Here is a 25,814-nt window from a genome sequence, read left to right on the forward strand (position 1 = left end):
ATGAGCACCCCATATTCCCAGTACGTCGCCTCTCAGGGCGAACGCAAGCGTCCTGAGCGTATCGAGGCGAAACCGTTGCGCCACCCTGGACGGTGGACGCTCGCAGTGATTCTTGTGCTGCTTGTGGTCTGGTTTGTCATCGGCGCGGCCCGAAACGAGGCTTACGGCTGGGACATCTACTTCCAGTACCTGCTGGATACCCGCATCGCTATGGCGGCCCTGCACACCATTGCAATCACGGTGCTGGCGATGCTGCTCGGCGTTGTCGGCGGTGTGCTGTTGGCCGTCATGCGCATGAGCCCGAACCCGGTGTTCAAGACAGTGGCGTGGGTGTTCCTGTGGATCTTCCGTGGTACCCCGGTCTACGTCCAGTTGATGTTCTGGGGCTTGATTGGCGCGATCTACGACTCGATCAACGTCGGCTTCGCCCAGATTCCGCTTGAGCCGTTTACCTCTTCAGCGTTTACCCTGGCCGTTGTTGGCCTCGGTTTGAATGAGGCCGCCTACATGGCAGAGATCGTCCGCTCCGGTGTCTCCGCAGTGCCGGAAGGCCAGGTTGAGGCCTCGAAGGCATTGGGCATGAGCTGGGGGCAAACGATGACCCGTACGGTGTTGCCGCAGGCAATGCGCATCATCATTCCGCCGACCGGCAACGAGTTCATCTCCTTGCTTAAGACCTCCTCGCTCGTCGTTGCTGTGCCGTACTCGCTTGAGCTCTACGGCCGTTCGATGGATATTGCCGCCGCCCTGTTTCAGCCGGTGCCGCTCCTGCTGGTGGCTGCAACCTGGTACCTAGTGATCACGTCGTTGCTCATGGTCGCCCAGCACTACCTGGAGCGCTACTTCGACCGCGGTGCCACCCGCCAGCTCACTGCTCGCCAGCTCGCCAGCTTGGCTGATGCAGAGGGCACCATTCCGAACAACGTTGAAATTGTCGAAGAACCGCAGAAGAAGGGACAGCGCTAATGACCGTCAAGGAAACTCCTATGATCCAGGCGGTTGATGTCTGGAAGTCTTTTGGCAACCTTGATGTGCTTAAGGGCATTGATCTTGAGGTCGCCGCCGGCGAAGTGACCTGTCTGATTGGCCCGTCCGGTTCCGGTAAGTCCACGTTGCTGCGCTGCGTCAATCACCTGGAGAAGGTCACCGCGGGTCGTCTTTACGTCGACGGAGAACTCATCGGCTACAAGGAGCGCGATGGCGCCCTGTACGAGATGAGTGAGAAGGACGCCGCCAAGCAGCGCCGCGAGATCGGCATGGTGTTCCAGAACTTCAACCTGTTCGGCCACCGTACTGTTTTGGACAACATCATCGAGGCTCCGGTCCATGTGAAGGGTCAGCCGGTCGCGGAAGCTACGGCGCGTGCCAAGGAATTGCTTGCCATGGTCGGTCTTGAGTCGAAGGCAGACGCGTACCCGATTCAGCTCTCTGGTGGTCAGCAGCAGCGTGTGGCGATTGCTCGTGCGGTTGCGATGGATCCGAAGCTGATGCTTTTCGACGAGCCCACCTCCGCCCTCGACCCCGAACTCGTCGGGGAGGTACTGCGCGTGATGCGCAAACTCGCTGACGATGGCATGACCATGCTGGTGGTGACCCACGAGTTGTCGTTCGCCCGCGAGGTAGCAGACAAGGTGGCGTTTATGGATGGCGGCCAGATCATCGAGTACGGCACGCCGGAACAGGTGCTGGATAATCCGCAGCACGAACGCACGAAGTCGTTCGTCTCCACATTGTTCTAGCCGGGCACTCCCCTTACGCGAAACGGCCGCCCACATCCGGGCGGCCGTTTTTCATTCCTACACCAAGCCTGCGAGGCCGCGGACCAGTGTGGTTGCACCGCCGAAGAAAGCGAGCCCCAGCGCGATGTTGTGGGCTTTTGCTGAAGGCACACGAGGCGACAGACGTTTCCCGGCAGTGATGCCGATAACCAGACCACCGAACGTCGCCACCCACAACCACGGGCTAATCGATGAAATATCTGCAGCACCGGAGAGTTCTTTAGCACCGAACGATAGCGCACCGGCAACGAAGAACAACGGCTGCAAAGTCGCCGCATAGACCCGCTGTGGCCAACGTGCCGCATGCGCATAAACCGTAAAGGCGGGGCCTGCAACGCCGGCGAGAGTGTTCATGAAGCCACCGACTGCACCGGCGGTCGCTGCAGGGACCATGCCTTCGATCTGGGGGACGTAGCGTTTACCAAGCGTCACCACGGACAAGGCGATAATGAGCAGGGTGCCGACGATGATCAGCAGGGCGCTCGTCGATACGCGGGAGACCACCCACACACCTGGGACGACACCGACGATGAGTGCTCCGGCAATCGGCCAGAACTTTGACCAGTCGATGTCGCGTCGCATCCCCCAAGTGTTGAAGACCGCATTGACCATGGCGATGACATTGATCATGAGAATGCCGACCACTGGTCCAAGGAGCAACGACAACACCGGGCCTGTGATCAAGCCGAGTCCCATGCCGGAAATGCGCTGCAGTCCCGCCCCCATGACGACTGCGAGCGCAACAGCGACGACGACCATCACTTGCTGTATTTCTCCATGATTGCGTCGCGGACCGTCTCTGGCACGAGCCCAGAGATATCGCCGCCGAATTTTGCAACTTCCTTGGTCAAGGACGAGGAGATGTAGCCGTATTTCTCATCTGTGAGTAGAAAATACGTGTCCACACCGGTGAGGCGTCGGTTCATCTGTGCCATTGGCAGTTCGTACTCGTAGTCAAGCGAGGAACGCAGCCCCTTGATCAACGCACTGATGTCGTGCTGGGTTGTGTAATCGACCAGCAGGCCCGCCCAGCTATCCACCCGAACGCCATCGAGGTGTGCGGTGGCTTCGCGGATGAGGTCGACGCGCTCGTCGATAGTAAATAGCCCCGAGGTTTTCGTCGGGTTGCCGGTGACCAGCACGATCACTTCGTCGAAATGGCGAAGCGCACGGGTGACAATGTCGAGGTGACCGTTCGTGATCGGATCGAACGAGCCAGGGCAGACTGCGATGGTCAATTTAGTTGTCCTCTGCTTCCGGGTCGGCGTAAACCGCCATATCCATACGTGCAATACCGTAGATGCGACGCTTGAGCTTCTGGCCGGTCGGGGTGAACTCTGCGGGCCACGCGGTCTCCGGACTATCACGGTGGCGCTCTACAACGACCACTGCCCCATCAGCCAGCGCAGGTTTCAGTGCCTCAACCATCTCTGCAACGGCCTCATCGGCCAACTCGTACGGCGGGTCAGCGAGCACCATGTCGAAGTGTTTCTTCGGCGCCGATGCAACGTAGGTCGACGCCTTCATCTGGTGGATGTGCACGTTGGGGTGCTTGACCACGCCAGCGTTGTACTCGATGATCTTTGCCGCTTCTGGGGCACTTTCCACCAGCACGACCTCTGCCGCACCACGCGACGCGGCCTCGAGCCCGAGCGCACCCGAGCCTGCAAACAGGTCGAGCACATGCTTATCGACGAACCCGAAACGCACCTGCAACGACGAATACAGCCCCTCGCGGGCCCGGTCGGATGTAGGTCGCGTTCCTGCCGGCGGCACTTTGATCTTCCGGCCGCGGGCTTCTCCCGAAATGATGCGGTTCATTCCCATAACTTTAACCAGCTAACTCTTGTCCAAATATTCGAAGTCTTCTGCCACAAACCCGGCGGTGGCTGCCCTGGCGAACTCGGGTTGGTTTGCTACCAAGGTGGCGGCGTCGTCGTAGGCACGTTTAACGATGTCGTAGTCCTCAACCAAGTTAATCAACCGCAGCGTGCGTTTGATGCCGGACTGGCCTGTGCCAAGCACGTCACCTTCGCCGCGGTTAAGCAGGTCAAGCTCCGCGAGCGCGAACCCGTCCGCTGTCGCCGCTACCTGGGATACGCGGGTGAAGCCGGGGCTGCCTTCCTCCGCGAGCGTGTGGAACAGACACAGCGACTGGTTGCCGCCACGCCCAACTCGGCCGCGCAGCTGGTGCAACTGGGAGACACCGAAATGCTCCGACTCGCGCACGACCATCACCGTGGCATTCGGCACATCCACGCCGACCTCGATCACCGTCGTGGACACCAGCACGTCGATGCCGCCTTTGGCGAAGTCCGCCATGACGTTGTCTTTCTCGTCGCCTTTGAGGCGTCCGTGCAGGATGCCGACGGTCAGGTCCGCAAACTCCGTTGCGGCGAGATGCTCGGCAACCTCAAGTACGCCGCCTTCGCCGTCGATACGCGGACACACAATGTAGGCCTGGTGCCCGGCTGCAACTTCTTCGCGGATCTTCTCCCAAGCGCGCTCCACCCAGCGCGGTTTGAATTCCGGGACCACCGCAGACTGGATCGGTTTGCGCCCACCGGGAAGTTCGCGCAGCGTGGATACTTCCAAGTCGCCGAACACCGTGATCGCAATGGTGCGTGGGATCGGCGTTGCCGTCATCACCAGCAAATGCGGTGTGGTCTCCCCCGCTTTGGCACGCAGGGCGTCGCGTTGCTCTACGCCGAAGCGGTGTTGTTCGTCGACAACGACAAGCCCCAGGTTGAAAAAGTCCACGCCCTCTTGGAGCAGGGCGTGCGTACCGACGACAATGTCGGCCTCCCCGGAAACAATCTTCAGCAGTGCCTCTTGGCGCTGCGCGACCGTCATCGATCCTGTCAGCGCAACCACTCGGGTGGGGAGACCCGCACGCATGAGAGTGAACGTTAGCGAACGCGCGTGTTGCAGCACGAGAACTTCCGTCGGAGCAAGCAATGCCGCCTGCGCGCCGTTATCGACGGCCTGGAGCATCGCCATCAGCGACACCACCGTCTTTCCGGAGCCAACCTCGCCTTGGAGCAGGCGACTCATCGGCACCGTCTTGGACATATCAGCCGTGATGTCCGTGATCACTTCCTTCTGGCCGCGGGTCAGCGGGAACGGCAGACCGTCCAGCAGCTTGTCCTCATCGCCCCCCTTCACATAGGGCATCTCGGGCGCCCTGTGAGCGGAGGTGTCGATGCGTCGCACACCCATCGCCAGCGCGACCGAGAGCGCCTCGTCGTACTTCAGTCGCTCCTTCGCCCGTGCAGGGCCTTCCGCACCAGGCTCGTGAATCTGGCGGACCGCTGCATTGAGGGGTAGCAGGCCGATGGGGGTGAAGCCAAGGGGCTCGTCGATACGCGGCAGCGATTTCAACACCGCATGCACAGCCCCCATAATCGTCCACGTGCTGACCTGCTTCGACGCCGGATACAGGGGAAGCCACTGGCGGCCACGCAGCATTTCTTCCAGATCGCCGAAGTGAGACAGCTGACGCATGGAACCGGTCGCCTCAGTAGGACCGTCCATGAGCACGAAGTCAGGGTGCTGCAGCTGAGGCTGATTACGGTAGAAATCCAACTTGCCCGTCAGCATCGCGCGCCGACCCGGCTTCAGCACCCGTTGGGCATATTGGGAGCCGAAGAAGGTGGCTTGGAACTCCGTCCGCCCATCGTGGATCATCACCTTGGTAATCGGCCGCTTGGGCGTCTTTTTGGTGTAAAACGTGTTGGCGTCGACGACCTCGCCGATCACGGTGATAGTATCGCCTGCTTCGACCCCGGTCAGGTCAGCACCGGTGCCGTAGTGCAGGTAGCGTCGCGGATAGTGCCGAAGCAGCTCGCCACACGTGGAAATGTTGAGGTGTTTCTCAATCGCCCGTGCCTGCTTCGCAGGAATAACCTCAGTCAGTGGCCGATTGTCCTCAAACCCCAGCATTTACTCCACCCCGATCTCCGCACATGCTTGCAATCCATCTGCAGGATAAACCATGACCTGGACGCCGAGCTCAGTGTTCAGCGTGCGAAGCTCCTCCTCCGACAGCTCAGCTGGGTCAAACAGCACCGTGACTTGCTCCCCGCCGTGTTCGAGCAGGCGTTTGCATGCCCGCTTCACAGCATCGAGCGGGTCTTCGGCGATAAGCAGCGTCTCCCCACGTGCGGTGACCACCACATCACCCTTGGCAACCGCGCCGCTGAGTGTCAGCGCGCCCTTCTTTGCGCGGTGAGCCACTGCCGTACGCATCTCGCCAGCCGCCTCAGACATGGAAAACGCGGCGGTAGCCAGCGGCTGGTTCGGATCGTGCACAGACAGCGCTGCAATACCGGAGACTAACCGGACTGTAGGAAGCAGTGTGATCGTCTGTTCCAGCGCTCGGGTTGCTTTCTCCACGGCAGCGAGATTCCGGTTACTGAGCAGCCCATTCGGCAGCACGATGATCTCGTTGCTGCCCGAACGCCGAATCACGGAGAGCATGTCCGAGATCACCTCGTCGCCCGGGGCAACAGTGACCACACCTGCTTCCTTATACAGCTCTGTCAGGGAGCCGGGAGGAGTCACGGCCACAATCAAGCGATCGGGGTTTCGCACCACTGGGGCACCCGGGAGCACTTCAAGGCGCAGGTTTTGGACCTTGCCGAGGCGATACGCCGTCTCAATCACAGCACCTGCATCGAGCGAGTGAATGTGCACAGTGGCTTCCGTATCAGATAGCCGAGCGATGACCAGGCTGTCGCCCAAGGGGCGCAGCTCGGTTTCCAACTCCGCAATATCGCCCTGAAACCCAAAGAGCACCTCAAGGGAGTGCTCCCGACCCGACGGCCCCGCATGCGCCATGTCAACGTGCACGTCGCGGTCTGCCCCTTCAGCAGGTGCCGGGGTGCTTTCTGCACTGGCTTCTGTGCTGCTTTCTGCGCTGCGTACGGCGCTCTCTTGGACATCACCATCGGGTGCCGTTGCGGGACTATCCTCTACCTCTTCCAACAGCGCCTCGAGCAGAATCACCACACCGGTACCGCCGGCATCAACCACTCCGGCCTCGCGCAGCACTGGCAGCTGCGACGGCGTGTTGGCCAAGGCCACCCTGGCCGCGGATGTCGCAGGTGCTGCAACATCGAGCAAACTCAACGGACGCCCAATGTCCTCCACCGCTTGTTGGGCAGCCACAGACGCCGCTCGGAGCACCGTAATCACGGTGCCTTCCACCGGATCCGCAATGGCTTGGTCCACAAACTTCACGGCATGCGCCAATGCGTCCGCGACCATCTCCCCGTCCGAAGCATCGTCTTTGACAGACTGCGCGATTCCACGCATCACCTGGGACAACACCACACCTGAGTTGCCGCGTGCTCCACGTACAGCGCCGACGGCCAGGGCTTCGGCGACATCGACGGCGCTGGCGTCGTCGCCAAGCAAAGCTGCTTGCTCGCAGGCTGAACGCATCGTGTGCGCCATGTTGGAGCCCGTATCGGAGTCCGGCACGGGAAAGACGTTGAGGCTGTTGATCTCCACTCGGCGCCGCTCCAGCTCGGCGGAGGCGCGTTGGGCCCACGCACGCAACCCTGCGGCGTCGATAAGCGGAGTGACAGACATGAAGCGAAAGCTTACAGGGAGCTGTTACAGACTCCAGTCGATGGGATTCGCACCCTGTGCTTGAAGCGCTTCATTTGCACGCGAGAACGGGCGCGAACCGAAGAAACCGCGCGATGCTGATAACGGCGACGGATGCGGCGACTCAATCCGGGGAGTATCCCCCAAAAATCTCGCAGCTGTCTGTGCGTCACGGCCCCACAAGATAGCTACGAGTGGCGCATCTCGGCGGACAAGCGCCTCAATTGCGGCCTGGGTAACCTCTTCCCAGCCTTTGCCACGGTGTGACGCGGGCTTTCTCGGACGCACGGTAAGCACCCTGTTGAGCAGCAAAATGCCTTGCGACGACCACGACGACAGGTCCCCATCCGCCCGGGGCGGGATACCCAGATCAGCCTGCAGCTCTTTGTAGATATTCACCAGCGACCTTGGCGCCGCCACCCCAGGCTGGGTGGAAAACGCGAGCCCCATCGGGTGTCCTGGGGTCGGATACGGGTCTTGGCCCAAGATGAGGACCCGGACATCGTCGAACGGATCCGCAAAAGCCCGCAAAATATCGTGGCCACGCGGCAGGTAGTCGTCCTCTGTGCGCAAAAACTGCCCCATTGCGTGGATTCGATCTTCCACCGGAGCGAGCGGTTCCTGCCAAGATTCGTGCACGGGCAACATTTAGAAACTCTCCCATCCGGTGGTCAATTCTGGGGCCTCGCCGTCGATGCGCACCCCGGGCTTGCGGGTGACTGCGCCAATCGAACGGAACCCAACCGGTGCGGACCCATCGATCGTGCCGATGAGGGTGTGGTCCTCCCCACCTGTGAGCACCCACTCCCACGGGTCGACGCCAAGGAGTACGCCCGCAGCCTGCAAGGTCGCATCCGGGCGCAGCGCCACCTTTGACAGTTCGATGCCTACCGAAGATGCCTTTGCCAGCGTCGTCACATCCCGGATGAGCCCATCCGAGTTGTCCGTCATCGCGGTCGCGCCTGCCGCGCGCGCCACCACGCCACGCCCCGGGGTAAGCACCGGGGCCTGATGCGCCTTCACAAGCACCTCGAGCTCCTCCGGCACATCAATCCCGGCCTGCAGCAGCGCGAACCCTGCGGCTGAATAACCGATATTGCCGTGCGCGACCACTCGCTGACCGGGGCGTGCCGCGTCTAGCGTCAGCGGCGGACGATTACCACCAAGCGAGCCGATTGCGGTTACGGAGACCACAAGTTCTTGCCCGTCGGTCAGATCCCCGCCGACGAGTTCACAGCCATACTCCCCGGCCATATCCCCAATGCCGCGGGCGATCTCTTCGACCCATGCTGCCGGCGCATCGCGGGAGACAGACACCCCCATCAGTGCTGCAATCGGGCGCGCGCCCATTGCCTCGATATCCGCGAAGTTTTGCACCGTCGCCTTGCGGCCCAAAAGGTACGGAGTTGTGGTCGCACGAGTGAAGTGGTGGCCTTCCACCAACATGTCGGTGCCTGCGACAACTCTCGAGTTTGGCACTGAGGGGGTAAGTACTGCTGCGTCGTCGCCGTTGAGGGCAGACGGTGCGGCAGCGCGAATCGCGGCGATAACCGCTCGCTCGCCGACCTGCGCAAGCGTCGGACCATCAGTGGGAAATCCGGTGGTGATCACGGGTTGGGCAGCCCTTTCGTTAGACTATTTCGCCATGGTAACCACGGCGCACGAACCTCAGGTTAATCGCACAACAATTTTGGTCAGTCTTGGCCTCGCAGTCTTTCTCGTCCTCGGGGCCGTTATTGGCGCTCGTGTGTTCTTCCAACGTGTGGCGCTGCAGCCGGTCGCGATGGCTGATCTTCCTGCCCCGATGGCCGATAGCCCGGAGTGCGCATCGCTTATCGACGGCCTCCCCGACCGGTTCGCTGGCCTTCCCCGTGCCGAACTCGCAGAACCGGCACCACAAGGTGCCGCCGCCTGGCGCAAGTCCACCGATGACCGCGTCACCCTGCGCTGCGGTGTAGACATGCCGGCGCAGTACACGGATTACGCCGTCACTGAAACTCTCGGCAATGCAACGTGGATGCGTATCGACGACATTACGCCCCAGTCCAACCTGGCCACCTGGTACACCGTGGACCGCTCCCCTGTGATCGCCGTGACCGGTGATGCGCAAGTGCTCCACGACTCAAAGAAATCCATTGGACGCTTGGGCGCCGATGGGCTGCCGTCGAAGGATCAGCCCCACAACCCCGCGCCTTTGTCCATGTTGGAAAGCGCGGACGCATCGAAGTGCGACGCACTGCTCCAGGCCGCACCGGATGCTATCGCCGAGGGCTACACCCGGACAGAGCCTGCGTCTGAAAACACCGTCGCATGGCGTGCTGAGGGCCGTGATCCGATCGTGCTGCGCTGCGGTGTCGCCCCATCGCCGAATTACGCACCAGGTGCGCAACTTGCCCAGGTCAACGACATTCCGTGGTTCGAGGATGTGCTGTTGGCAAACGGCACCACGGCTTCGACGTGGTACGCGCTGGGTCGCGACAGCGGTATCGCTGCGTCCCTGCCTCAGGCAGAGAGCAACGAGGCGATTACGAACCTGACCGAACTGATCGCCGAGCACACCGCTGCGCTTTAATGCTGTGCTTTAACGCTGCGCTCTAACGCAGCGCGGTCCGCACCAGCGTGTCCAGCAGTTCCGGGTAGTCCACTCCGGTGGCTGCCCACACCTGCGGGTACATCGAAATCGCGGTGAATCCAGGCATGGTGTTGACCTCGTTGAGCACCGGGCCGTCTTCGGTGACGAAGAAGTCCACACGTGCAAGCGACTTACAGTTCAGCGCCTTGAAACACGTCACCGCCATGTCTTGAAGTTGCGCGGTTGTTGCCTCGTCGAACGGTGCCGGAATCGTTGCCGTAACGCCCTCTTCGAGGTATTTCGTTTCAAACCCGTAGAAGCCTTCCTCGGAGTCTTCGGTGCCGTTGAGCTTCGCTGGCAGGGATGCCGCAATGGTCCCGTCGGGTCGTTCGAGGACTCCCACCTCAACCTCGTCGCCGACAAGTTCCGCTTCCACAATCACCTTGGAATCGGATTCGTGCGCAAGGTCGTACGCCGCCGGGAAGTCGTCCCAGGAGCTCACTTTGGACACACCGATCGATGACCCACCGTTGGCGGGCTTTACGAACACTGGTAGACCGAGGTAATCACGCTCGTCGTCGTCAAGCACTGCCCGACCGTCGAGGATCACTTCCCTGGTGATCGCAATGTTTTCAGCCGCGACGAGCTTCTTCGTGTACTCCTTGTCCATGCCGCAGGCGGATGCAAGCACCCCTGGGCCGACGTACGGGACACCAGCGAGTTCGAGCAGTCCCTGCACTGTGCCGTCTTCGCCGTATTTGCCGTGCAGCACCGGGAAGACAACATCGACGCAAGCGATACTTTCGCCGGTTGCTACATCGAAGATCTGCCCCTTGCGCGTCGGGTTGATGGAGAGTGCAACTTCGCGGCCAGCGGGCACCTCAGGCAGCGCGACGCCGTTTACTGGGTCTGTTGTGCCTTCAACCCATACGCCGTCACGGGTGATACCGATGGGAAACACCTCGTAGTCAGCCGGCATGTGTTGCATCACCGACGCTGCGGAAATGCAGGAAATGGAGTGCTCGGTGGACATGCCACCATAAAGAACTGCTACGCGAATCACGCTGACCAATCTACCGCGTAGCCATGGCGCAGTTTTACTCTGCCTTCTTGCTGCGCCCCATCAGTGTCGCGATCGTGTCCGCAACTTTGAAGTTGTCGTGGCAAATGGCAAACACTGCCTGGGTAATCGGCATCTCCACGCCATGCTTTTCGGCGAGCTGGAAAATGCTTCTCGACGACACCACGCCCTCTGCAACCTGGCCCTTCGTCGCAGCCTTCGCCTCTTCCATCGTCGCACCTTGCCCCAAAGCGGAGCCAAATGTGCGGTTACGCGACAGCGGCGAAGCACACGTGGCCACGAGGTCTCCCATACCGGCAAGACCTGCAAACGTGCGGGGATCCGCGCCGAGCGCGTTGCCCAGACGGGTGGTCTCTGCAAGGCCACGCGTGATCAGGGATGCCAGGGTGTTGTCGCCAAGGCCCTGTCCCGCGGCCATGCCACAGGCAAGCGCAATGACATTTTTCGTCGCGCCGCCGATTTCGCAGCCCACGACATCCGTGTTGGTGTACGGCCGCAAATAGTTAGTCGCACACGCGGCTTGGACGAGTTTTGCACGGTTCTCATCGGCGCATGCAATCACGGTGGCGGCAGGTTGTTCGAGCGCAATCTCGCGCGACAGGTTGGGCCCGCTGAGCACTGCGATCCGGTTCGGGTCCGCTCCGGTGACCTCTGCAATAACTTCACTCATGCGCAGATGCGTTCCTGTTTCCACGCCCTTTGAGATGGACAGCATCGTCGCATCAGCCGGGATCATGGGTGCCCAACGCGCGACGTTTTCCCGCATGGTCTGGCTGGGTACGCCAAAGACGACGATGGTCGCGTCTTGCAGCGCGTATTGCTCGTTCGAGGTGGCTTCGATCGCATCCGGGAGTGTGATGCCGGGAAGGTACTCCGGGTTTTCCCGCGTGGTCTGAATGGTGCGGGCAAGGTTGTCCCGACGCGCCCACAGCGTGACCCTGTTGCCGGCGTCCGCGAACACCTTCGCCAGGGTTGTACCCCAGGAGCCTGCCCCCAGTACCGCAACGTTGACCATATTTTTCCGAATCCTCCCAGCCGATTGTTCCGGTTTAACCTACCACCGGCCGTGGCGCGTGGCGTGTCCGGCGTGAGTGGGTTACTTGGGACACAATGGAGGACATGCCTACTCACGCATCCAAGACACCAGGAAACAGCGGGAAGCTCTCCGAGCAAGATAAGGACGCCTTGGGTGAGAAGTTTCTCACTGGCAGGCTTCAGGCTATTCCGTTAAAGCCGCAGAAGGAGTTCGAGCGCACCACGCTTGCTGCGGGTGCGGTGCTGTGGCGCGGTGACGTTAAGCAACCCGACACCATTGAGGTTGCGTGTATTCACCGTCCTCATTACGACGACTGGTCGCTGGCCAAGGGCAAGGTCGACCCTGATGAGTCGCTTGTACAAACCGCAGTACGTGAAATCAAGGAGGAAACAGGCTACGACGTTCGCCTGGGCAAGTTGCTGGGCAAGACGGTCTACCCGGTAAAGAAGACAACCAAGGTGGTCTATTACTGGACCGGCGAGGTCGTCGGTGGCGAGTTCGTACCCAACAACGAGGTCGACGAGATCCGCTGGCTGCCACTCAATGAAGCGCTTGAGTTGATGACGTACGACCTCGACCGCGAGGTGCTCCAGAAGGCCCAGAAGCGCTTTAACACGCCCGCAGATGCACGCATCCTCTATGTCCGACATGCCCGCGCCCACGACCGCAACAAATGGTCCGGCGACGACAACTTGCGTCCCCTGGATAAGAAGGGCCGCCGCCAATCCGAGATGCTCGTTCCCCTGCTCAGTGCGTTCGCGCCGGAACGTATTTACTCGGCGGTTCCGGAGCGCTGCCAGCACACGGTTGCGCCGCTGGCGGATGAGATGGGGTGTGAGGTTGTCGTCGATAAGCAGTTTGGCGACGATGCCTGGATCGCCGACATGGTTGGCGCCAAGCACGCATTCAAGGACGTGATTGAGGCCGGCGGAACCAGCGTGGTGTGCGCGCAAGGTGGGATCATCCCCGGCATAATCGCGTGGCTCTCGGCGCAAGGGACACTGCCTATCGACGAAGAAATCCGCGCGAAGAAAGCCTCCGTATGGGTGCTGACGTTCCACGACGGCAAGCTCATCGGCGCGGACTACATCCCCTCCCCACTTCCAGTTCTGTAAGCGGCCCGCCAAGAAAGGATCCACATCATGGCAGCACACACCGCCATTAGTCACGAACGCATCGCGGCCACCCTGAAAGCCATGGGGCTGCAGTACTTCCAGGAAGATTCCGGCGAAGTTCGCACCGCCTTTCCCAGCCTGATGGTGTTCTTCGAGGTAGGAAACGGTGGTTTTAAGGCCACTGCGCGCTGGCTCGGCATTGTCAAAGGCGACGATATCCAGACGCTGCGGTTGCGTTGCAACGAGATCAACCGCACGATGCCTCTCGTCCGTGTGCACCCAGTGCGGCGGGAAGACGATGCTGTAGCGATCATCGAAGCAACCTTCTTCTCCAACGAAGGTTTCTCCGACGAACAGCTCCGCGGCATGTTGGACTACTACTTCTCTGCAATCCATCACGTGGTCAATCTCTTGCACGAGGCGCTGCCAGATACAAGCGAGCTCTTGTCAACGAGTGGGCCGAAGACCTTCACCACCGAAGCAAACTCCGACGCCAACCAGGAGGACTAGAACATGACTTCTGCAACCAGCAACCTCAGCATCGACCGTGTCACTGCCTTGTTTGACAAGGAAGGCTGGGAATACGAAAAGGCCCCGCAGGGTCCTGCGATTCGCACGGGATTCTCCGGCATCGGGTTGGAGATCAACATGATCGAGCCGAACCTCAACGTGCTGACAACCGTCGCCGTGGATTCGGTCAAGGCCGAACAGTTTGACGAGGTGCTCGACTGGGTGGAGCGCTACAACATCGAAAAGGCCTACCCCACCGTGACTGCAGTGAAAGACGAAACGCGTGGCATTACCGCGCTTGCGGCGACCTACTCACTACCGGGGTATTGGGAGCGCAGTGATCAGCAGTTCGCCGATGAAATCAAGTCGGGCATCCAGGGCGTCGTCGTCGCAGCGCGTGATTTCCTGCAGACCTACGCCCCGGAAGTGCTCAACCAGTTGGGCAAATAGCCTGTTGGTTTAGCCCGTGACGGACGGTTTGAACGCCGGGCGGGCTGCTTCGAATCGTTCAATAGCGGGCTCATCGCGAAGCGTCAGTCCGATATCGTCCAGGCCTTCCATGAGGCGCCAGCGGGTGTAATCGTCGATCTCAAATGTGAAGGTGTTGCCCCCAACGGTGACGCTGCAGTCCTCCAGAGAAACGATTGCCTCGTCACCAGGGTGCTGTTCGAGGTGTTTCCAGATCAACTCGATGTCGGAGTGAGTCATCACACCGGCGAGCAGGCCAGCCTTTCCGGCGTTACCGCGGAAGATATCGGCAAAGCGAGGGCTAAATACTGCTCGGAAGCCGTAGTCCATGAGTGCCCAAACGGCGTGCTCGCGTGAAGAACCGGTACCGAAGTCCTCGCCGGCAAACAGCACGGAGCCGTTCTTGAACACGTCCTGGTTGAGGACGAACGTGGCTTCGCTTTCGCGCCAGTTGGAAAAAAGACCGTCCTCAAAGCCGGTACGGGTGACGCGCTTGAGGTAGCGGGCGGGGATGATTTGGTCGGTATCGACGTTGGTACGGGTCAGCGGAACGCCGACGCCGGTGTGGGTGGTGAACTTTTCCATGATCGGGCTCCTTTACAGATCTGCCGGGCTTGCGAGGTGACCAGCCACCGCGGTTGCCGCGGCGACCAGTGGAGACACGAGGTGGGTGCGGCCACCTGGGCCTTGACGGCCTTCGAAGTTGCGGTTGCTTGTAGACGCACTGCGCTCCCCCGGCCTTAACTGATCCGGGTTCATGCCGAGACACATAGAGCAACCGGCGGTACGCCATTCTGCGCCGAACTCGGTAAAGATCGCGTCGAGACCTTCTTCTTCGGCTTGCTGCTTTACAAGCGTGGAACTCGGCACGACCAACATGCGCGTGTTTTCGGCAATGCGACGCCCCTTGACTACGTCAGCCGCTGCACGCAGATCCTCGATACGAGCGTTGGTGCACGAGCCAAGGAACACTGTGTCGATGGCGATATCGCGCAGCGGCATGCCTGGGGTCAGCCCCATGTATTCGATGGCCTTTGCCGCTGCAGCCTTGGAGTTGTCGTCGGTGAAATCCTCTGGGTCAGGCACCTTCTCGTCCAGCGGGAGACCCTGGCCAGGGTTGGTACCCCAGGTAACAAACGGGGTGAGTGCGGCACCGTCGATTTCTACAACGGTGTCGAATGTCGCGCCCTCATCAGTCGGCAGCGTCTTCCAGTACTCAACTGCCGCATCCCATTCGGCACCCTGAGGCGCGTACTTTCGGCCCTCGACGTAGTCGAAGGTGGTCTGGTCCGGCGCGACCATGCCAGCACGAGCGCCTGCCTCGATGGACATGTTGCACAGTGTCATGCGAGCTTCCATTGACATCTTTTCAATGGCTTCGCCACGGTATTCAATGATGTGTCCTTGCCCACCACCAGTGCCAATCTTCGCAATGATCGCCAGAATGAGGTCTTTCGCGCTGACGCCTTCCTGTAGTTCGCCAGAGACCTCAATAGCCATCGTCTTAAACGGCTTCAACGGTAGTGTCTGTGTGGCCATGACGTGTTCGACCTCGCTGGTGCCGATACCCATCGCGATAGAGCCAAAAGCGCCATGGGTGGAGGTGTGCGAGTCACCGCACACGATGGTCATGCCGGGCTGGGTGATGCCCAGCTGGGGGCCGACTGTGTGCACGATGCCCTGCTGAATGTCGCCCATGGGGTGCAGCTTCACACCGAACTCAGCGCAGTTGTCGCGAAGTGTAGCAACCTGGGTACGCGATGTTGGCTCGGTAATTTCGATGAGATCGCCACGCGTAATGCCCTGTGTGGGCACGTTATGGTCTTCAGTTGCCAGATGCAGTTCCGGGTGTCGCATAGTGCGCCCATTCATCCGCAGGCCGTCGAACGCCTGTGGCGAGGTCACCTCGTGCAGCAGCTGGAAATCGATAAAGATGAGGTCAGGCTCGCCGTTTTCCCCCTTCGTTACCACGTGGTCGCGCCATACCTTTTCCGCTAATGTCAACGGCGGCTGAGTCATCCGGTCCTCCTTCTTACAGCTTCCCAACATCCCACACTATGAGATGATAGGATTCGAACTGTGAGACAGTATAACGAAGGTTCTGGGATTAAAGTCCTCGACCGCGCAGTTGCCATCGCACGTTCGGTCGCCGCAGGTGATAAGACACTTGCGGAACTTAGCGACGACACCGAGTTGCCCCGCGCCACCGCCCACCGCATCGCCACCGCACTGGAACTACACCATGTGCTTTCACGCAACGAACATGGTGAATGGACTCTCGGGCCGGCCCTGACCGGGCTCGCCACCGGGCTTCCGTCTGCACTGCTTCCCGCCGCCGCGCCGGTCATGCGCGATCTGGTCGCCCAAACCGGGGAGTCGTCCCAGCTTTACCAACTCACTGGCTCGACACGTACCTGCATCGCTGCCGAAGAGCCGGAAAGTGGACTGCACAACGTGGTGCCGGTCGGCTCGCGCCTGACACTTTCGGCAGGATCAGCGGCTCGCGTGTTCGCCGCCCATTGCCCCATCGAGTCCGCTTTTGAGGCCGCAGAACTCGAGCAAATTCGCAAGCAGGGCTACGCCGAATCTGTCGCTGAGCGCGAAGTGGGTCTGGCCAGCGTCTCTACCCCGGTATTCCAGCCTGATGGCACCTTCGTTGCGGTGCTGTCTGTGTCTGGGCCTGCGGAGCGACTCAAGCCTTCGCCTGGCGCGAAGTGGGGCGATGCCCTCGTCGCTGCCGCACGCGAGCTCTCTGCAGCGCTTTAAGTCTCGACGAACCCCTCGCCGATGCGCCACTGGCGTTTCGTACCCAGAGCCACTTTCGCATCGGGGTTCTCGACATCAGAGACTCGGTAGTAGAGCATGTCCACATGGTCGTAGTGGATGCTCGCGATGCCGTATCCGTGGGCATCGAAATCGATGTGGTTGACCCACGGGTTGTAATCGCGGATCGCTTTCTCTACCAGCAGTGACGTTGAGTTGTCTTCCGGATGATAGGTCCCAAATGCAGTCGTTAAAATCTCATCGACATTCGGAGCGGAGATCGATGTCGTGACCATTTCGCAGCCGATTTCGCCAAACCCCGACGGCGAAGCAATAGAGTTTGCCCACTCGGAGTGAATGTCTCCAGTGAGAAACAGCACATTGGATTCTTGTTCATCCAGCATGGTGAGCAGACGATCACGTTCGGCAGCGTAGCCGTCCCACTGATCCGAGTTCACAGCGATACCTGTTGCGCGCTCCTGGATGTAGCCGGAGGCGATATTGGCCTTCTCGTTGTCCTTGATCGTGACAAACCGCATCGGGGAAACCATGACTGAGTTACCCAGCACATCCCAACGTGCAGTGGACTGTTGGAGTTGTTCGGCCACCCAGGTGAATTGCTCGTCGCCAAGCATTGTGCGCTCATCGTTAGCAAAGTTGCTGCTGGTGGTCTCGGCGTCGCGGAAGGTGCGAAGATCCATCATGGTGAGCTGTGCGAGGTTGCCGAACTGGAAGCTGCGGTACATTCCGGGATCGGCGGTGAGGGCATCTCGGCGCACCGGCAGCCATTCGTAATACGCCTGCATCGCTGCAGCCTGGCGTTCGGACCACTGCCCTTCAACGCGACCGTCGGTGTGGTTCTCTGCTCCGTCAAACCAACTGTTGTTCGCGGACTCGTGATCGTCCCACACGACAATCCACGGGCATGCAGCGTGTGCCGCCTGCAAATGCAGGTCGGTGCGGTAGCGGCCGTGGCGCTGGCGGTAATCCTCCAGCGTGGTGATCTCCCACTCCGGATGATGCGTACGCGCAATACCGCTCTTACCCACATATTCACCGGTCGGATACTCATAGATGTAGTCGCCGAGGAACACCACGTGGTCGATCTCGCCCGCACGTGCGCGCTGAGCCATGTCACCGTACGCGGCGAAGAAGCCGGATTCCCAGTTCGCGCAGGATGCGATAGCAAGATTCAGCGTATCGACGTCAGCGTCCTCGGCAGGAGCAGTCAACGTGCGCCCGATTGGCGAGGTAGCACCGCTGTGCTCTCCGGACGTCACCACGAAGCGGTAGAAATACTCGGTCCCGGGCTCGAGACCGTCCGGGTCGACATGCACGGTGTGGTCGGAGTCTGCGCTCGCCACGACAGTTCCCGCCTTCGGCGAAGAGAAGTTGTCGGAGGTGTCGATCTGCCACTCAAGCTCAACGTCGTCTCCAAGACCAGAGCCTGGGAGCGCCTCACGTGATGGTGTGAGGCGAGTCCACAGGATGACGCGGTCCGGCAAGGGATCGCCGGAGGCAACTCCGTGCAGAAACGGCAATTCCCACTGGTCTGCCGCAAGAGGTATTTCCGGCGTAGAGACGGTGCCGCGGCGTGTCGCATATGCACCCCCAGTGCCAAGCGCAGCAGCTGCGACCGACGCAGCAACGGTCTGGAGAAAAACACGACGATTCACACGGGATTTCGAACTCATGACGCTCACTTTCAACCAGCACACAGACACTCGCAAGGAGGAAAGCGCAATGTTTCCGAAAGTTCACCATCACTTCACCGAGGTGACAATCCACTTGTAACCGGCTGTTAAAACAACCTGACTTATGTGGGACAGCATGACTGTTTCGCCTTCCCACTCCCCTCGTTCCCTTAGCCGCGGCGCAATCGCGATCACCGTTGCTGCCTCATTGTTCGGATCTGCAACAACAGCTGTTGCTGCCGATGCGCCTGAAGGCACAATCAACACCAAGATCAGCCGAATTGTGCTTGGCATCGGTTCCGATGCAACGGAAGCGAATCTCTCCTGGCAGTCCAAGACCAACGAAACACAGTTCCTCGAGTACTGGCCGACTACCGCCCCCGGAGATGTCACCCGCGTTGAATCCCCGCGCGGTCCATACAACGCAGCAGTGTTCTACCCGCATGAGGCGACGATGACCGGCCTCGAACCAGATACTGAATACTCCTACCGGGTGGGGAGTGATCGTCGCGGCTACAGCGAGCAACGCACGTTCACCACCGGCACCGACAGCGATACATGGAGCTTCCTCGCTATGGCTGACGCGCAGATCGGCGTGGATGCGAAAATCGCCGAGCAGTCCGCAGCCTGGAACAAAGCAGTCACCACTGCGACAGGCGAGCACCCGGACTCTGCGTTCATCATGCACCTCGGTGACCAGGCCGAGGGGTGGGGCGCTCCAGTGAAGCAGTTAGAGGAGTTCACCGCTCCGCAGAAACTGCGCGAGTACCGCCTCGCGGTGCTTAAGGGTAACCACGAGACGTACGCGCCCGACCGTCACTTCCAGGACACTTACTTCCTACCCAACGAGGTTGGCGACACCGCAAACTACTTCTTCAACTACAACAACGTCCTGTTCATTGGGCTGGACGGCAACCGCGCAAGCAAAGCCGACATCGATGTTCACGCAAAGTTTGTCGACGACACCATCGCTGCACATGGCGGTGACGCAGACTGGGTGATTGTCGGCATCCACCAGGCTCCGTTCTCCCAGGGCACCCACTACACCGACAAGGATGTCGTCGAACTGCGAAATTCCTTGACACCACGACTGTCGGAAGCCGGCGTGGACCTCGTTCTCAGCGGCCACGACCACATCTACACTCGCACACATTTGATGAACGGTGCCGACCCTGTTATCCCTGCCGGTGCGTCTAAGTCCGGCGACATTCTCATCCCGGAGGACAACGAGGTCCTTTACGTCACCTCCACTACCGCAACTGGCGGCAAGTACTACGACTTCCAGGACGAGAACGGCACAACGCACCCGAATGTGCGCGAAGAGTACGCCACTGACCTGGCGCATAAGTCCACCGCGCGGTGGCGCCAAGACTACAACCCGGACTACACCAGCATCGACATCTCGCCCGATTCGCTCAAGCTGACCACCTACAACATCAATACCCCGTACGTGGTGGACCAAGTGACGCTGAAAAAGAAGGACACGAAGGCGCCCGAGAACGAAGAGTCGGCCCCAGAGACCACTGCTCCGAAGGAGACTCCCGCCCCGACGTCTGAAAAGCCCGATACGACCACCACTGCACCGACGACAACCGACGCGAAAAGCACTGACGCTCAGAACACTGAACCGCAGAAATCCGAGTCTGCAACCTCTCTTGCTGAGACGCCAGAAGAGGGTGAGGCTTCCGGTAGCAGCACGACCAGCATCATCCTGACGGTGTTGGGCATCATGTTCAGCCTCATCGCTGCAATTGTTGCAGTGCTGGTGAACCTGAACCCGCAGTTCGTTCAGGACATCCGCCACGAGTACGGAATCTAGGCGCTACTCCGCTGCACGGGCACTGACACGCTCAGCCCACCGGTAGATAACGTTCTGCTTATCTCGGCGCAGAGTGTCGTGGCCGATGACGAGCCCCTCGTTCATTCGTCCTGCAGCGGCGAGGTGTGTCTGCCCCACTAACGTTCCGTCCGGGTGGATGTGCAGCGCGTTAGTGTCTGCGTAGCGCATCCCGACGCCACGGTCGACGAGATCCCCGATAAGTGTTCCCTCGACGACTCCGGCTGGCGCGTTGACTGCATCAATGACGACTGTTGCACCGACCTCTTGAGCCACTACTTCCAGGTCGTCTTCGCCGCGATCGAAAACGTCGGTGCGGATACGGTTGTCGTCGATAAGCGCGAGCATCTCCGCTGCTGATTCAACTGGCGGGCCGGTGGCGACACGGCCTAGCGTGCTCATGAAATCATCAAAGTCCGAGCCACCGAGTGACTCTCGGCCACCGAATGATGCGCGTTGGATGAGCGCATCCTCGGTATCACGAAACGCCAGTGCCACAGCGAGCGCTGGCGTCCACGGCTGCTCCCCTTGCGCAGCAGCAATTGAGGTACGCAGCTCCTCCACCGGGTCCCCAGTAAAGTCCTCGCCGTTGATCACCGCTTGAATTTCCTCACGCGTTGCTTCGCCACCGGTAATCGTGAGGATGTCACTTGCTGCCTGCGCCAGAATTTCCTTAAGCTCGTCGAGCGATTGGCAATGCAGAATCGCCTGATCCGCCTCTGCGATGATGGGTTGCGCGCGGCGTTCTTGCTCACCGGTGAGGTACGCCTTGACCTCCATAAAACGGCCAGAGCGAGTCACTGGATAGAACGCTTTTGCTTCGGCGTAGCGCACGACATCGATAAAGGTCAGCGCAGCGCCGCGGACCAGTGCAATGTCATCGGGCGTGACTGCATCAAGATTGCTCGATGGATACGGCGGTGCAATAACGCGGAGATCCCCCAGATCCTGATGGGCAAGCGAGCCTGGCCAGTCATGCGCGTGCCCGGTCACCATGAGCACTTCGTCGAATTGCTCTCCATCCACTTCGACGGTCTCGCCGACAGGCGTTACATCCTGCACTCGTGCGATGCGGAACTTAAGCGTGCACTGTGCCGGAAGATTCTTCTGCAATGCCTCCCATGAGGCATCCAGGTGCTCGCCTACTCGACGCCGCGGAGGGAATTGGCCTTCCAACTCGTCGTTTGGGTCTAAGGGGCCGAGGTGGGTCTCCACGATGGATTTTGGTGCGTTGAGAATCCACTGTTCCGGAACGGACTCGCCAAACGCGCCCGGCGCCGAAATCTCCTCCATCGGGGTCTCGTTAAACACCGTCAGCTCTATAGCTGCTCCACGCTGCCCCGCACGAGCAATGAGCTCTTCGGCAGCCCACAGACCACGAGGTCCTGCCCCAATAATGGCAACCTTCATCTCTCATGCCTTTCTTCCCGATCATTCATCGAAGCCTCGTGCTGCTAGATCAAACCTGATGGTTTTCCATAACACGGGCCGCCCACAGACTTAGGTGTGACCTAGATGCGCCCCCACCTTAGACGGTGCGGGCCTCCAAGCGCTCGACTTGCTGGCGAAGTTCCGCCCCCAACGGATTGCCGGGCAACCGATCCTGGACCACATCGCACACGGAGCGATACCACCACGTTTGTCGCTCCGCCGACGAGTTAAACCGGTCCCAGAGGTCATCGCCGATAGCGTCAAGGTCTGCGTGAATGGAAAGCAGATTGTGCAGCTTGTCCGCTGCGGAAATAAGCACACTGCCTGCATCAGCTTCACGCAGGTGGGCAAGGTACGCATCAGAACGCTCCTGCCAACTGGTGATGCTGTCGTCCTTGGTCACGCCAAGAACCAGGTCGACGACACGGTCACCGAAATCCGCGGCCATCTGCTCAGCACTGTATTCCTCCGGAACATCTTCCAAAATGTCGTGGAACAGCGCACCGATAAGGATGTCTTCGTCATCCGTGACCTGTGAGACGAAGTGCATTACTCCAAATACGTGCGAAACGTAGGGTATGTCTGTGCCTTTGCGTACGTGGTCGCGGTGGGCAAACGATGCGATGTTGATTGCCCGGATGAGTCGCGGTGATGCAACGGGAACATGTTCGGCCATATTCGGCTCCTTTACTGTCGGAAACACATCTCACTGTAAAGATGCTCCCGACACGCGAGTCCGAACATTCGAACACTGCTGCTAATCGACGACAACCTTCCCCCGCACCTGCACCTTCACTTCACCGCCGACCCAAATGTCGGAACCATCATCACTGATCGTCACGCGTCCATTGCGTCCGAGCGCAGTGCCCTGGGAAACCGAATACGTTTCCGGAACATCGCCACGCGTGCGCAGCCACTGCGCCATCGCCCCGTTTGCGCTGCCTGTCACCGGGTCTTCAAACGTCGGTGTGAAGGCGCGCAACTCATACGCCGGATCCGTCTCACCGGTAAGTGTCGCAAACGCGACCTTCAGGTCACTCGTTGCTGGCCGCTTTAAAGTCCGGAGCGTTTCAACACTGTCGAGCAAGGCCAAGCGCCAGCCTGGGCCGTTGTCGCCCCATGCGGCGTCGACGAGGGATGCTTCTGCCACGCCGAACACGTCGCAAATGTCTGCTCGCTCACGCTCCGAAAGTGGATCAGATTGCTTCAACGGCGGTGTAGCGAATGCGAGCTTGTTATCGCTGATACGCACCTGCACATTTCCCACGCCGCACTCTTGAACAACGCTGCCCGAGCTTTTTGGTTCGTGGCCCAACTCGATCCACGCCCGCGCAGTTCCAAGGGTCGGGTGCCCTGCGAAGGCGTACTCCTCGACCGGGGTGAAAATCCGGACCCGGTAATCAGCCTTATCGTTGGTGGGTTCGAGCAGAAACGTCGTCTCCGAGAAGTTCGTCCAGGCTGCGATCCGTTGCATCTGCTCAGTAGTCAGATGGTCAGCACCGCAAATTACCGCAAGCGGATTACCCGTGAATGCTCCGGTTGAGAACACGTCGAGTTCGAAGAAATCTAGGGAAGTCACCCGCCCTACGCTACCAATGCGAAAACCTCCAACCCGGATTCCGGATCGGAGGTTTTCTCTTTGTACCCCGTACGGGATTTGAACCCGTGTTACCGCCGTGAGAGGGCGACGTCCTAGGCCGCTAGACGAACGGGGCGCGCTCGCTTTTTGCGACTTGCTAACAATAAAGGAAACTCCGCAATATCAACAAATCAGCAGTTCAGCGCTACTTCTAGGCCGCTAATACATCTTATAGACGACGTAGTACGGGATCCGTCCGTTTTCGTCTCTTCCCGTCCCTTTCGCGATACCGATGCCCATCTTCAGCTTCGAGCCACGTGGATCCCTAAGTAAATTCCTGCGGTGACCCGGTGAATCAATGAATTTACGTACCGAAGTGGATAAATTGTACGCATCGGTCATCCACACGTTTTCGCCACCATATAGATTGACGTAGGTCCTGTTATATTCCGGATCAATCTCCGACAGTACGTACGGACGTTCATGTGGGAAACGGCTGTACATCTTCCCAGTTCCGTTATCCAGCTCTGCTAGTTTTTCAGCCCATTTCTGCGCTTCGCGTGCATACTGATTATCCCACTCACCAGTCTCTTTCCCCTGCTGCACTCGGAATTCGTTCCACTCATCCAACTGGCGCTTCACCTCTTCCCCGAGCTCTCTCGGTGTGTAACGGTTACGAGTCGATGCGTCACTATCACTCGGCCCAATCTCCCCAGGGGCGAGAGATGGCGCGACCATCGCCGTAGGTGTAGGTGTAGGTGTTCCCGTCACCGTGCGGTTAATCAAGTTGCCGTACCCGTCGTATTCGTCGACGTACTTCACACCTTGAGATGTCCACGATATTGTGTAGCCTTTCGGCTCGGCATCCTCAATTGAGGTCACACTTCTACCGTCCGGGTAATAGGTGATTTCGTAGCGCTTGTCTCCCTCTACCCAGGTTTCAACTTCATTACCATCTTCGTCCACGCTCAAATATGCCCCTGGGCGAAATCCCGGAATGTCCCAGTCTTTAGTATGAATCGTTCCGTCTGGCAGGTACGTCCGTCGGTACTTTTTACTACCTTCAATCCAGGTTTCGGTCTTGTTTCCCTCGTCGTCAATCCCCTCAACAACCGGGGTCTGATCAATCCCACCTGGAATTTCATTTGAAACGTCATGCGTCGTGGGCGAAGGGGCAAGAGACTCAGCAGTTGCTGTAGGCAACGTTTCCTCTACTGAACCGGATTCACGGTTCGCATTACTCGACCCAGGCGAATCTCCAAGCCCAAAGAGCAATCCCAACACGATCGCTAGAACAGCGACCACAGAAGTGAGTGCCCCAAAGGCGCTTTCTAAGGACATTGAAGTGATCCTTTCTGACCGAAGTAAGAAGAACTACATTTAATCCTATTCTGTCATGAAAACGTCACATTACTTGGATCCTCGATTAGCGAGCTCTTCGAAAAGTGGATTTACCTCATGATGGACAAACCTGTCTTGACTGGTCGTCATGACATGGGACTGTTGCGCTCAATCGTGTGAGCAGCCACAATGCAGCAAATCTCACTCCTGCCCACTCACCTGGAATTCTCGTACACACCCCAACTCTGTGTACTTTCCATCAACTGTTGTCTGACTCCAGCGAATTATGGCCCAAAACGGAACCGTCGCATACGGAAGTCCCGGCTACACGTGCCAAATCCTGGGCCTCGAACGTACTCCCAGTGAGCAATCCCAAAGGAAGAACTACGCCACAGGCTACTGGGCGAACTGGACGTATTCGCCTTCAGGACCTCAAATATCAACAAATCAGCACGTCAAACGCTAAAAACTACTCCACTCCAAGCGCCGGTCCGAGTGTTTCCCAACTTGCCACAAGTTCACGCCGGAACAACCCGAAGTTGTGCGTGCCTTCCTTAAACTCGTACCAGTCCGGGTCGATGCCATTGCGTCGCGCCTCCGCAATGAAGTGCAGCGAGCAGGCGTACGCGAGTTGCTCGTCAGGGACAAGGAGTGGCTCGGGCGAATCGACAACCTCGACGTCGAGCTCCGACGGCAAGCCGCGTGAGGCTGAGAGGAAGATTTTCTTCCCCTTTAGCCCCTGAACATTACGCACGGGTGAGTGGGCGGCCCACGCCGGATCCCAGGAACTCCCCCACATCTGCGTTGGGTCGCCCTTGTTAATGCGTACGGTGCCGTTGGCAAAGGCCTGCCCGACAAGCCCGGTAGTCGACGGACAGGAGGAATATGTTCCCGCGGCGACGAACCTGTCTTCCAAGGTGGCGATGTGCAGTGCTGGTCCACCAGACATCGACAAACCAGCGATGGCATCGCGGCCGGTGCCGTGGAAGTGCTCGT

The 25,814-nt window shown here is 59.6% G+C and carries 25 protein-coding genes and 1 tRNA gene; 8 read left to right on the plus strand and 18 right to left on the minus strand.

What is annotated here, in order from left to right; translation table 11 throughout:
* Together HMPREF2734_RS03570 and HMPREF2734_RS03575 are read left to right on the plus strand one after the other, a co-directional pair.
* Positions 1-966, plus strand: coding sequence for an amino acid ABC transporter permease (locus tag HMPREF2734_RS03570; protein WP_070422944.1), 966 nt, complete (start codon positions 1-3; stop codon positions 964-966).
* 20 nt (positions 967-986) lie between these two features.
* Positions 987-1,739, plus strand: coding sequence for an amino acid ABC transporter ATP-binding protein (locus HMPREF2734_RS03575; protein WP_141750415.1), 753 nt, complete (start codon positions 987-989; stop codon positions 1,737-1,739).
* Positions 1,740-1,796: 57 nt separating this feature from the next.
* Here HMPREF2734_RS03575 and HMPREF2734_RS03580 read toward each other — a convergent pair whose 3' ends face one another.
* From HMPREF2734_RS03580 to HMPREF2734_RS03610, 7 genes are read right to left on the minus strand one after another with little or no spacing between them, the layout of a single operon-like run.
* On the minus strand, positions 1,797-2,537 hold the full coding sequence (locus HMPREF2734_RS03580) for a sulfite exporter TauE/SafE family protein (protein WP_070569246.1): 741 nt from the start codon (positions 2,535-2,537) through the stop codon (positions 1,797-1,799).
* Complete coding sequence (coaD, locus tag HMPREF2734_RS03585; RefSeq protein ID WP_070569249.1) at positions 2,537-3,016, minus strand: pantetheine-phosphate adenylyltransferase; 480 nt, start codon at positions 3,014-3,016, stop codon at positions 2,537-2,539. Before coaD ends, HMPREF2734_RS03580 begins: the two co-directional genes overlap by 1 nt.
* Before the next feature lies 1 nt (position 3,017).
* A complete protein-coding gene (gene rsmD, locus HMPREF2734_RS03590; protein ID WP_210384727.1) occupies positions 3,018-3,599 on the minus strand; it encodes a 16S rRNA (guanine(966)-N(2))-methyltransferase RsmD in 582 nt (193 codons plus the stop codon).
* Between the two features lie 18 nt (positions 3,600-3,617).
* Positions 3,618-5,720 (minus strand): ATP-dependent DNA helicase RecG, encoded by a 2,103-nt coding sequence (locus tag HMPREF2734_RS03595; protein WP_070569253.1) that lies wholly within the window; start codon positions 5,718-5,720, stop codon positions 3,618-3,620.
* Positions 5,721-7,373, minus strand: a complete 1,653-nt coding sequence (locus HMPREF2734_RS03600) for a DAK2 domain-containing protein (protein WP_083308066.1) — start codon at positions 7,371-7,373, stop codon at positions 5,721-5,723.
* A 24-nt stretch (positions 7,374-7,397) separates the two neighbouring features.
* On the minus strand, positions 7,398-8,039 hold the full coding sequence (locus HMPREF2734_RS03605) for a uracil-DNA glycosylase (RefSeq protein ID WP_070422949.1): 642 nt from the start codon (positions 8,037-8,039) through the stop codon (positions 7,398-7,400).
* Positions 8,040-9,002: a thiamine-phosphate kinase gene (locus HMPREF2734_RS03610; RefSeq protein ID WP_070569256.1), complete on the minus strand. Its 963-nt coding sequence runs from the start codon at positions 9,000-9,002 to the stop codon at positions 8,040-8,042.
* Positions 9,003-9,036: 34 nt separating this feature from the next.
* Between HMPREF2734_RS03610 and HMPREF2734_RS03615 the strand changes: the two genes are divergently transcribed.
* The gene (locus HMPREF2734_RS03615) at positions 9,037-9,963 is read left to right on the plus strand and encodes a DUF3515 domain-containing protein (protein ID WP_070569260.1); all 927 of its coding nucleotides are present in this window, start codon (positions 9,037-9,039) and stop codon (positions 9,961-9,963) included.
* Positions 9,964-9,985: 22 nt separating this feature from the next.
* Here HMPREF2734_RS03615 and HMPREF2734_RS03620 read toward each other — a convergent pair whose 3' ends face one another.
* The gene (locus HMPREF2734_RS03620; protein ID WP_168162464.1) at positions 9,986-11,035 is read right to left on the minus strand and encodes a D-alanine--D-alanine ligase family protein; all 1,050 of its coding nucleotides are present in this window, start codon (positions 11,033-11,035) and stop codon (positions 9,986-9,988) included.
* Positions 11,036-11,060: 25 nt separating this feature from the next.
* On the minus strand, positions 11,061-12,059 hold the full coding sequence (locus HMPREF2734_RS03625; protein ID WP_070422952.1) for an NAD(P)H-dependent glycerol-3-phosphate dehydrogenase: 999 nt from the start codon (positions 12,057-12,059) through the stop codon (positions 11,061-11,063).
* Between the two features lie 104 nt (positions 12,060-12,163).
* Here HMPREF2734_RS03625 and HMPREF2734_RS03630 point away from each other — a divergent pair, with 104 nt between their 5' ends.
* The 3 genes from HMPREF2734_RS03630 to HMPREF2734_RS03640 are packed head-to-tail and all read left to right on the plus strand — an operon-like array spanning position 12,164 to position 14,155.
* Positions 12,164-13,195: an NUDIX hydrolase gene (locus HMPREF2734_RS03630; RefSeq protein ID WP_141750416.1), complete on the plus strand. Its 1,032-nt coding sequence runs from the start codon at positions 12,164-12,166 to the stop codon at positions 13,193-13,195.
* 27 nt (positions 13,196-13,222) lie between these two features.
* Positions 13,223-13,705 (plus strand): YbjN domain-containing protein, encoded by a 483-nt coding sequence (locus tag HMPREF2734_RS03635; protein WP_070569263.1) that lies wholly within the window; start codon positions 13,223-13,225, stop codon positions 13,703-13,705.
* A gap of 3 nt (positions 13,706-13,708) precedes the next feature.
* Positions 13,709-14,155: a hypothetical protein gene (locus HMPREF2734_RS03640; protein WP_070569265.1), complete on the plus strand. Its 447-nt coding sequence runs from the start codon at positions 13,709-13,711 to the stop codon at positions 14,153-14,155.
* A gap of 9 nt (positions 14,156-14,164) precedes the next feature.
* Here the strand turns inward: HMPREF2734_RS03640 and leuD are convergent, their stop codons facing one another.
* Both leuD and leuC read right to left on the minus strand, forming a co-directional pair.
* Complete coding sequence (leuD, locus tag HMPREF2734_RS03645) at positions 14,165-14,758, minus strand: 3-isopropylmalate dehydratase small subunit (protein ID WP_070569268.1); 594 nt, start codon at positions 14,756-14,758, stop codon at positions 14,165-14,167.
* Between the two features lie 12 nt (positions 14,759-14,770).
* Positions 14,771-16,192, minus strand: coding sequence for a 3-isopropylmalate dehydratase large subunit (gene leuC / locus HMPREF2734_RS03650; protein WP_070569271.1), 1,422 nt, complete (start codon positions 16,190-16,192; stop codon positions 14,771-14,773).
* A 60-nt stretch (positions 16,193-16,252) separates the two neighbouring features.
* Between leuC and HMPREF2734_RS03655 the strand changes: the two genes are divergently transcribed.
* Positions 16,253-16,939, plus strand: coding sequence for an IclR family transcriptional regulator (locus HMPREF2734_RS03655; RefSeq protein ID WP_083308068.1), 687 nt, complete (start codon positions 16,253-16,255; stop codon positions 16,937-16,939).
* Here HMPREF2734_RS03655 and HMPREF2734_RS03660 read toward each other — a convergent pair.
* Positions 16,936-18,630, minus strand: coding sequence for an alkaline phosphatase D family protein (locus tag HMPREF2734_RS03660; protein ID WP_070569275.1), 1,695 nt, complete (start codon positions 18,628-18,630; stop codon positions 16,936-16,938). The genes HMPREF2734_RS03655 and HMPREF2734_RS03660 overlap by 4 nt on opposite strands.
* 136 nt (positions 18,631-18,766) lie before the next feature.
* On the opposite strand from HMPREF2734_RS03660, the gene HMPREF2734_RS03665 reads away from it, so the two are divergent.
* Entirely contained in the window at positions 18,767-20,449 is a 1,683-nt protein-coding gene (locus HMPREF2734_RS03665; protein ID WP_168163595.1) for a purple acid phosphatase family protein, read from the plus strand.
* Between the two features lie 3 nt (positions 20,450-20,452).
* Here the strand turns inward: HMPREF2734_RS03665 and HMPREF2734_RS03670 are convergent, their stop codons facing one another.
* The 6 genes from HMPREF2734_RS03670 to HMPREF2734_RS03695 form a co-directional block, all read right to left on the minus strand.
* Complete coding sequence (locus tag HMPREF2734_RS03670; RefSeq protein WP_070569283.1) at positions 20,453-21,877, minus strand: FAD/NAD(P)-binding protein; 1,425 nt, start codon at positions 21,875-21,877, stop codon at positions 20,453-20,455.
* 118 nt (positions 21,878-21,995) lie between these two features.
* Complete coding sequence (locus tag HMPREF2734_RS03675) at positions 21,996-22,574, minus strand: HD domain-containing protein (RefSeq protein ID WP_070569287.1); 579 nt, start codon at positions 22,572-22,574, stop codon at positions 21,996-21,998.
* An 81-nt stretch (positions 22,575-22,655) separates the two neighbouring features.
* Positions 22,656-23,477: a PhzF family phenazine biosynthesis protein gene (locus HMPREF2734_RS03680; RefSeq protein WP_070569292.1), complete on the minus strand. Its 822-nt coding sequence runs from the start codon at positions 23,475-23,477 to the stop codon at positions 22,656-22,658.
* Between the two features lie 63 nt (positions 23,478-23,540).
* Positions 23,541-23,613 (minus strand) — tRNA-Glu (locus HMPREF2734_RS03685).
* Positions 23,614-23,696: 83 nt separating this feature from the next.
* Entirely contained in the window at positions 23,697-24,818 is a 1,122-nt protein-coding gene (locus HMPREF2734_RS03690; RefSeq protein ID WP_070569295.1) for a CAP domain-containing protein, read from the minus strand.
* A 469-nt stretch (positions 24,819-25,287) separates the two neighbouring features.
* Positions 25,288-25,814: alpha/beta hydrolase-fold protein (locus HMPREF2734_RS03695; protein ID WP_246816775.1), on the minus strand; the 527-nt coding region annotated here is incomplete at its 5' end.

It is taken from the genome of Corynebacterium sp. HMSC055D05 (genome assembly GCF_001810365.1).
GTDB lineage: Bacteria > Actinomycetota > Actinomycetes > Mycobacteriales > Mycobacteriaceae > Corynebacterium > Corynebacterium coyleae.